Genomic DNA, 8,119 nt, shown 5'->3' on the forward strand with positions numbered 1-8,119 from the left:
GATCAGCCTGGGGGCGGCATCAGTAGGAAATTACCTTTCATATCGGCAGGGTTTTCCGACTCTAGAGTGTGGACCTGGGCTTCGTCCTTCAGATTGACCCCCGAAAGCTGTCGGCGACAGGCCTCGCGCATCAGGTACACCAAGCGATGGGCCGCCATGCCGTAGCTCAAGCCTTCGAGCCGGACGTTGGAGATGCAATTGCGATAGGCGTCGGTCAGGCCGACCTTGGGGTTGTAGGTGAAATACAGGCCCAGGCTGTCGGGCGAGCTGAGGCCGGGGCGTTCGCCGATCAGGATCACTGACATTTTTGCGCCGAGCCGCTGCGCTACTTCATCGGCCACCGCGACCCGGCCTTGTTCCACCAGGATCACCGGGGAAACCGACCAGCCATCCGCGGCGATCTGTTCTTCCAGGCGCGCCAGGAACGGCAGGGTGTGACGATGCACCGCCAGTGCCGAAAGGCCGTCGGCCACCACAATCGCCAAATCCATGCCGCCGGGATGGGCTGCTGCGTAATCGTCCAGCACTTTCACCGAAGCCTCATCCAGACGCCGCCCGAGGTCCGGGCGTTGCAGGTAGCTGTGGCGGTCGCTGGCGGCGCTGTGGAGCAGCAGGCTTTCGCGGCCACGTTCGCTCAGCTGCGCCCGAAGGCCTTGGTGATCGAACGCCAGGTGCACCGCATCGCGGGCCTGGGCGTGGGCGTACTGGAAGTCCAGTTGCGCCTGGGTCGGCAGGCTGGTGCCGGTGCGGCCCAGGGCGATGCGCGCCGGGGTCAGGCGGCGCAGTTCCAGCCAGGGGTTTTGCGAGTCGACAGGTTGTTTATCCATTGGCAGGTTACTCATCCCAAGTGCGGCTTATCCCAAGTGAGCTAAGGCATGACGAAACGCCGGCGGCAGGTTGTCGCCGAATCGCACCCGGCCATCGGCCTGGGTGAAGATGCCCATGCTTGCCAGCCACTGCTCGAACTCCGGCGCCGGTTTCAGGCCCAGGGTTTGGCGCGCATAGAGCGCGTCGTGGAACGAGGTGGTCTGGTAGTTGAGCATGATGTCGTCGGAGCCGGGAATGCCCATGATGAAGTTGATCCCGGCCACGCCCAGCAGGGTCAGCAGGGTGTCCATGTCGTCCTGGTCGGCTTCGGCGTGGTTGGTGTAGCAGATGTCGCAGCCCATCGGCACGCCCAGAAGCTTGCCGCAGAAGTGGTCTTCGAGGCCGGCGCGGATGATCTGTTTGCCGTTGTACAGGTATTCCGGGCCGATGAATCCTACAACCGTGTTCACCAAAAACGGGTTGAAATGTCGCGCCACGGCGTAGGCCCGGGTTTCGCAGGTCTGTTGATCGACGCCGTGATGGGCGTTGGCTGACAGCGCGCTGCCCTGGCCGGTCTCGAAATACATCAGGTTGTTGCCCAGGGTGCCGCGATTCAGGCTCAGCCCGGCGTCGTAGCCTTCTTTCAATATGTTCAGGTTGATGCCGAAACTGGCGTTGGCCGCTTCGGTGCCGGCGATGGACTGGAACACCAGGTCCAGCGGCACGCCACGGTTCGCCGCTTCGATGGAGGTGGTGACGTGGGTCAGCACGCAGCCCTGGGTCGGGATGTCGTAGCGCTGGATGATGGCGTCGAGCATTTCCAGCATGGCGCAGATCGAGGCTGTGCTGTCGGTGGCCGGGTTGATGCCGATCATGGCGTCGCCGTTGCCGTAGAGCAGGCCGTCGAGAATGCTTGCGGCGATTCCGGCCGGTTCGTCGGTGGGGTGGTTGGGTTGCAGGCGCGTGGACAGCCGCCCGCGCAGGCCGAGGGTGCCGCGGAATTTGGTGACGACGCGGATTTTCTGCGCCACCAGCACCAGGTCCTGCACACGCATGATCTTCGACACCGCAGCGACCATTTCCGGCGTCAAGCCCGGCGCGAGGGCGCGCAGGCTCTGTTCATCGGCGGCGTCGCTGAGCAGCCAATCGCGAAAGCCGCCGACAGTGAGGTGGCTGACGGTGGCGAAGGCTTGTTTGTCGTGAGTGTCGACGATCAGCCGGGTGACTTCGTCGGTCTCGTAGGCAATCACCATTTCTTGCAGGAAATGGCTGAGGGGCAGGTCGGCCAGCGCCATTTGCGCGGCCACGCGCTCGCCGTCGTTGAGGGCAGCGACCCCAGCGAGAAAATCCCCGGAGCGCGCCGGGCTGGCCTTGGCCATCAGGTCTTTGAGGCAGTCGAAGCGATAGGTCTGGGCGCCGACGGAATGGACGAATGCGGCCATGGGGCGGTGTCCTCCTGGTTCTTATAATGAATACAAATACAACACTGGAGCCTGCACTAAACCCTGTGGGAGCGGGCTTGCTCGCGAATGCGGTGTGTCATTCAACAGATGCATCGACTGACCCACTGCATTCGCGAGCAAGCCCGCTCCCACAGGGGGACTGGGTTTTCAAATAGAGAACTCAGCTCCCCCACGGGTTCTGCTTCAAACCCCAGTAAGCATAGCGTCCGCCGGGGCGCTGGAGCGTTGTTTGGCGGTCAGTTGGAAGTACAGGTAGCCGACGATCATGAACGCGAGGAACACCAGCCCGATCAGGGTGTTGAACCAGGCCATGGCGATCAGGCACACCACCGCCAGGAACAGCGCGATGCCCGGCACGATGGGGTAGCCCGGGGCGCGGAAGGTGCGTTCCAGGTTCGGTTCGACCTTACGCAGGCGGAACAGGCTGAGCATGCTGATGATGTACATCACGATGGCGCCGAACACCGACATGGTGATCATCGCCGCCGTCAGGCTCATGCCTTGCAGGTTGACCAGGCCGTCGCTGTAGATCGCCGCGATGCCGATCACGCCGCCAGCCAGGATCGCCCGGTGCGGGGTCTGGAAACGTGACAGTTTCGCCAGGCCGCGGGGCAGATAACCGGCCCGGGCCAGGGCGAAGAACTGCCGCGAGTAGCCGAGGATGATCCCGTGGAAACTCGCCACCAGGCCGAACAGGCCGATCCACACCAGCATGTGCATCCAGGTCGAATTGTTGCCGACCACCGCTTTCATCGCCTGGGGCAGCGGGTCGTTGATGTTCGACAGTTGTCGCCAGTCGCCCACGCCGCCGGCCATGATCATCACGCCGATGGCCAGGAACACCAGGGTCAGGATCCCGCTGACATACGCCCGGGGAATCGTGCGTTTCGGGTCCTTGGCTTCTTCGGCGGCCATGGCTGCGCCCTCGATGGCGAGGAAGAACCAGATCGCGAAGGGAATTGCCGCGAAAATGCCCGGAATTGAGGCGAGGCTGAACTCATTTGCACCAGACCAGCCGTTGAGCACGAAGTTGCTGAAACTGAAGCCCGGCGCGACCACGCCCATGAACACCAGCAACTCGGCGACCGCCAGCACCGTGACCACCAGCTCGAACGCCGCGGCGATGCTGACGCCGAGGATGTTCAGGGTCATGAACACGAAGTAGGCGCCAACCGCCGCCACTTTCGGGTCCAGGTCCGGGAACTGCACGTTGAGGTAGGCGCCGATGGCCATGGCGATGGCCGGGGGCGCGAAGACGAACTCGATCAAGGTGGCGATCCCGGCGATCAACCCGCCTTTCTCACCAAACGCCCGTCGGCTGTAGGCGAACGGCCCGCCGGCGTGGGGAATCGCGGTGGTCAGCTCGGTGAAGCTGAAGATGAAACAGGTGTACATCAACGCCACCATGAGCGCGGTGACGAGAAAGCCCAGCGTCCCTGCCGTGCCCCAGCCGTAACTCCAGCCGAAGTACTCGCCGGAAATCACCAAGCCGACGGCAATGCCCCATAAATGCAGGGTGCCGAGTGTGGGTTTGAGTTGGTTGGTAGTTGTCATAAGTCCTCTCTTGGTTTTTGATCTTTGGTGGACTTTCGGTGGTTGGGGTGTGGAGCGGGCACGCAAGGGTTATGCCAGGGCTGTGGGGCATTGGTTTTGTGTGTCATGGAGGTCGCAATCGCGAGCAAGCCCGCTCCCACAGGGGACTGTGAGCCGACGCAAATCCCCTGTGGGAGCGGGCTTGCTCGCGAAGACTATTTAAGAAGCGACGCAGGACCTACCTGCATCGCTCCAGAGGGGGCTTAGAAGAACCCCAACGGATTAATGTCGTAGCTCACCAGCAAGTTCTTGGTCTGCTGATAATGATCGAGCATCATCTTGTGGGTTTCGCGGCCAACGCCGGACTTCTTGTAGCCACCGAACGCGGCATGAGCCGGATAGAGGTGGTAGCAGTTGGTCCATACGCGACCGGCCTTGATGGCCCGGCCCATGCGGTAGGCGCGGTTGATGTCGCGGGTCCAGAGGCCGGCGCCGAGGCCGAACTCGGTGTCGTTGGCGATTGCCAGGGCTTCGGCTTCGTCCTTGAAGGTGGTGATGCTCACCACCGGACCGAAGATTTCTTCCTGGAACACGCGCATTTTGTTGGTGCCCTTGAGCAGGGTTGGCTGAATGTAATAACCGCTGGCCAGGTTGCCCTCGAGTTTTTCCACCGCGCCGCCGGTCAGCAGCTGCGCGCCTTCGCCCTTGGCGATTTCCAGGTACGAAAGGATCTTGTCGAATTGCTGCTCGGATGCCTGGGCGCCGACCATGGTGTCGGTGTCCAGCGGGTCGCCGCGCTTGATCTGCTCGATCTTTTTCATGACCACTTGCATGAATTCGTCGTAGATCGACTCCTGCACCAGGGCGCGGGACGGGCAGGTGCAGACTTCGCCCTGGTTGAAGAACGCCAGCACCAGGCCTTCGGCGGCTTTTTCGATGAAGCTTGGCTCGGCCTGCATGATGTCTTCGAAGAAGATGTTCGGCGACTTGCCGCCCAGTTCCACGGTGGACGGGATGATGTTCTCGGCCGCGCATTTCATGATGTGCGAACCGACCGGCGTCGAGCCGGTGAAGGCGATCTTGGCGATGCGCTTGCTGGTGGCGAGGGCTTCGCCGGCTTCTTTGCCGAAACCTTGCACCACGTTGAGTACGCCCGGCGGCAGCAGGTCGCCGATCAGCTCCATGAGCACGCAGATGCCCAGCGGGGTTTGCTCGGCGGGCTTGAGCACCACGCAGTTGCCGGCGGCCAGGGCCGGGGCGAGTTTCCAGGCGGCCATCAGCAGCGGGAAGTTCCACGGGATGATCTGCCCGACCACGCCCAGCGGTTCATGGATGTGATAGGCCACGGTGTTGCCGTCGATCTCGGCGGCGCTGCCTTCCTGGGCCCGCAGGCAACCGGCGAAGTAGCGGAAGTGGTCGGCGGCCAGGGGGATATCGGCGTTGAGGGTTTCGCGCACGGCCTTGCCGTTGTCCCAGGATTCGGTGATCGCCAGGGTTTCGAGGTTCTGCTCGATGCGGTCGGCGATTTTCAGCAGGATCAGCGAACGGGCCTGGGCCGAGGTGGCGCCCCAGGCGTCGGCGGCAGCGTGGGCGGCGTCCAGGGCTTTGTCGATGTCTTCGGCCGTGGAGCGCGGGAATTCGGCAATGGGTTGGCCGTTCACCGGGGACGTATTGGTGAAGTACTGACCTTTGACCGGCGCGACGAACTCGCCGCCGATGTAGTTACCGTATTTGCTCTTGAACGAAACGATAGCGCCTTCGGTACCTGGGTGAGCGTAACGCATGATGAGTCTCCTTGGCTTTTGTGCTTATTAGGGAGCCGCGCCTTCGCGCTGGTATCAAGCCTAGAGCAAAGGTTGGGCCAGTGCCTTGCAGGGCCCGTAAATCAAGACTTTAGGAGTAATCCGTCGGATAAACGGAAGCACTGCGTGACGATTGCGATACAAGGTGGGTGACAGTTTGTGCCATCCGTGAGACAGCGGCTGACTGACCGGTCGCGCCAGCATTGCATTGCGGGTTGGGCTGGAGGATGCTGGGCAACGACACTGATGTGGCCAACAAGGTTTTGTGGCGACCAAGCTTTTCTGGTCAGCAAGCTTTTATGACGGGCGAGCTTTTGTGGCGAGGGAGCTTGCTCCCGCTGGGACGGTCCGACGCCTCGGGCGAAGCAGCCCCAAAAGCTTTCACATCAAACCGGATGCGACTGCTGCGCAGTCGAGCGGGAGCAAGCTCCCTCGCCACAGGTTCGGTGTTCGCCACAGTTGTACCGTCGCTCCAGTGAAGCTGCATCCTTCGGGGAGAATAATAAAAAATGCACAGCAACCATTTGAGTCGCCACGCCCAGCAGGTCCTGACGGTCACCCAGGGCAAGGCGCATCTGCAAGGCCCCGGCAGCGATCCGTCGATTGCCCGTTCCTGGCTGCGTTGCCTGGAGGACTATCACCTGGACCCGGCGCAGAACCTGGCGCCGACGGTGCTGGAGCACGGCCGGGTGCTGGAAAGCCGCGAGCGTCTGCAACAGGTCCTGCACATTGCCGGCAATGAAATGAACAGCCTGCACCAACAACTCTCCGGTGCCGGCCACGCGGTGCTGCTCACCGATGCCCGGGGCGTGATCCTCAATTGCGTCACCGCCCCCAGCGAACGCAAGATTTTCGAGCGTGCCGGCCTCTGGCTCGGCGCCGACTGGAGCGAAGCCTGCGAAGGCACCAACGGCATCGGCACCTGCCTGGTGGAGCGCCAGGCCCTGACCATCCACCAGGAAGAACACTTTCGCGGCCGCCACACCGGCCTGACCTGCTCGGCGAGCCCGGTGTTCGATCCCCATGGCGAACTGCTGGCGGTGCTCGATGTGTCCTCGGCCCGGCCCGATGTGTCGCGCCAGAGCCAGTTCCACACCATGGCCCTGGTCAATCTCTCGGCGAAGATGATCGAGAGCTGCTATTTCCTGCGCTGTTTCGACAATCAATGGTTGTTGCGCTTTCACCTGCAAGCCGAGTCCGTGGGCTTGTTCAGCGAAGGGCTGCTGGCGTTCGACGGTGAAGGGCGAATCAGTGCCGTCAACCAGAGCGCGCTGAATCTGCTCGGGCACATTCGCGGTGGCTTGCTGGGCCAGCCGGTGGAAGCCTTTTTCGACTGTACGCTGGACGAACTGCTGGGGCGCGCCAGTGCCCAGGCCAGCGCCAGTTGGCCGCTGCGCACCCGTGACGGGCGGAACCTGTTCGCCCTGGTTCGTGGGCAGCCGCGCAGCGTCCCGGTCCCGCTCATGCCGGCGCTCAAGGTCACGGAGCCTGCGCGACTGCCGGGCATCTGCCTGGGGGACACAGCGTTGCAGGAGCATTTTCGCAAGGCCCTGCGGGTGTTCGAGCGCGATGTCACGTTGTTGATCCACGGCGAAACCGGCTCCGGCAAGGAAGCCTTCGCCAAAGCCGTGCATCAGGCCAGCCAGCGCGCCGGCAAGCACTTCGTGGCCCTGAACTGCGCGGCCATCCCGGAGAGCCTGATCGAGAGCGAGCTGTTCGGCTATCGCGGCGGCAGCTTCACCGGCGCCCGCAAGGAAGGCATGCGCGGCAAGCTGCAACAGGCCGATGGCGGCACGCTGTTCCTCGATGAGATCGGCGACATGCCCCTGGCCTTGCAGACCCGTTTGCTGCGGGTGCTGGAAGACCGCCAAGTGGTGCCCATCGGCGGCGAGCCCGAGGCGGTCAACGTGCGCATCATCAGCGCTACCCACCGTCAGCTACTTGAACGAGTGCAGGACGGCAGCTTTCGTGAAGACCTGTATTACCGGCTCAACGGCCTGGAAATCGCCCTGCCGGCATTGCGCGAGCGCAGTGACCGATCTCAGTTGCTGGACTTTCTGCTGGCCGAAGAGAGCGGCACCGAAACCGTGACCCTTGACGAACCGGCGCGCCAGGCCCTGCTGGCCTTCGACTGGCCGGGTAACGTGCGGCAACTGCGCAATGTGCTGCGCACCCTGGCCGCGTTGTGTGAGGACGGACGGGTTGGGGTGGAGGATCTGCCGGCAATGATCCGGCAGGCGCGGCCGCAGGTGCAGGAAACCCCGCCACCCGAGCATCCGCTGGAAAATGCCGAGCGGCTGACGCTGCTCAATGCGTTGGAGCAGACGCGCTGGCATATGACCAACACCGCGGAGCAGTTGGGGATCAGCCGTAACACGCTGTATAGAAAGCTGCGCAAGCATGCGATTGCTCGCTAATCACCGATCCCACGGCCACCGAAAATCCCCCTGTGGGAGCGGGCTTGCTCGCGAAAGCGGTGTGTCAGACGACGCATCTGTTGAATGACCCACCGCT

5 protein-coding genes and 1 pseudogene are annotated in these 8,119 nt (G+C 63.0%); 1 reads left to right on the top strand and 5 read right to left on the bottom strand.

Annotated elements, in window-relative coordinates:
• Positions 1-2: 2 nt before the first annotated feature.
• From eutC to RGM2987_RS12715, 5 genes and pseudogenes are all read right to left on the bottom strand, one after another.
• Positions 3-827 carry an ethanolamine ammonia-lyase subunit EutC gene (gene eutC, locus RGM2987_RS12695; RefSeq protein ID WP_245141525.1) on the bottom strand — a complete coding sequence of 275 codons (825 nt, stop codon included), beginning with the start codon at positions 825-827 and terminating at the stop codon, positions 3-5.
• A 27-nt stretch (positions 828-854) separates the two neighbouring features.
• Complete coding sequence (locus RGM2987_RS12700; protein WP_245141528.1) at positions 855-2,249, bottom strand: ethanolamine ammonia-lyase subunit EutB; 1,395 nt, start codon at positions 2,247-2,249, stop codon at positions 855-857.
• A gap of 63 nt (positions 2,250-2,312) precedes the next feature.
• Positions 2,313-2,402 (bottom strand): annotated as a pseudogene (locus RGM2987_RS27585) (metal ABC transporter ATP-binding protein); the annotation flags it as partial.
• A gap of 51 nt (positions 2,403-2,453) precedes the next feature.
• On the bottom strand, positions 2,454-3,824 hold the full coding sequence (eat, locus tag RGM2987_RS12710; protein ID WP_245141530.1) for an ethanolamine permease: 1,371 nt from the start codon (positions 3,822-3,824) through the stop codon (positions 2,454-2,456).
• Positions 3,825-4,066: 242 nt separating this feature from the next.
• On the bottom strand, positions 4,067-5,587 hold the full coding sequence (locus RGM2987_RS12715) for an aldehyde dehydrogenase family protein (protein WP_245141532.1): 1,521 nt from the start codon (positions 5,585-5,587) through the stop codon (positions 4,067-4,069).
• 527 nt (positions 5,588-6,114) lie between these two features.
• On the opposite strand from RGM2987_RS12715, the gene RGM2987_RS12720 reads away from it, so the two are divergent.
• Complete coding sequence (locus RGM2987_RS12720) at positions 6,115-8,022, top strand: sigma-54-dependent Fis family transcriptional regulator (RefSeq protein ID WP_245141535.1); 1,908 nt, start codon at positions 6,115-6,117, stop codon at positions 8,020-8,022.
• Positions 8,023-8,119 lie beyond the last annotated feature (97 nt).

Origin of the sequence: Pseudomonas sp. RGM2987 (genome assembly GCF_022952855.1) — a bacterium.
In the GTDB taxonomy this organism is placed as follows: domain Bacteria; phylum Pseudomonadota; class Gammaproteobacteria; order Pseudomonadales; family Pseudomonadaceae; genus Aquipseudomonas.